This window comes from Vibrio sp. 2033, from assembly GCF_033339735.1.
On the sequence record NZ_JAWOVC010000517.1, the window covers coordinates 1 to 615 of the forward strand.

Sequence of the window (615 nt, forward strand, 5' to 3'; positions counted from 1 at the left end):
GTGCGCTACATTCGTTAGACTGCCTAGCAGTACAAACATTCCTAGTAAAAGACGTTTAATCACGGCTTATCCCTTATTGTTGTAGTGCGACCGTAAGGTTAATATCCTTCAGCCTTTGGTTAACTGTTGAATCGGTTGACATCGGGAAACTTGGTACTTGTGCAATTGCACTCTTTGCAGCAGCACATACTCTAGAGTCACCAGAAAGCACGTTAACTGACGAAACAATCATGTCAGTTCCCGTAGGAATCAGCTTAATGTTAACTCTACACTCCTTTCCCAATAGGTAGTCATCCTTTAGCAATCGGCTTTGAATGAGCTGAATATAGATTGAACTGTAGCGGGAAACCTCATCAGCCACAAATTTCCCCTGAGCCTGTTGGTTTGCACTCGCTTCACTTTCTAGGCCAGCAAAAATATCATCAAGTGCGGCTTCTTGCTCTTTACGCTCACGTTCAAGGCGCTCTTTTTCTTTACGTGCTTTTTCCGCAGCTTCTTTTGCCGCTTTTTCTTTCGCAATGCGTTCTTGTTCAGCTTTTTGAGCCGCCTCGCGTTCACGTTTTGCCTTTTCTTCCGCTTCTTTTGCCGCCTTCTCGCGAGCTACTCTCTCTTGTT

The 615-nt window shown here is 44.9% G+C and carries 1 protein-coding gene; it reads right to left on the bottom strand.

Annotated elements, in window-relative coordinates:
- Positions 1-73 precede the first annotated feature (73 nt).
- Positions 74-615, bottom strand: a 542-nt coding sequence (tolA, locus tag R7P74_RS27540; RefSeq protein WP_318123853.1) for a cell envelope integrity protein TolA, incomplete at its 5' end; no start/stop codon positions are given.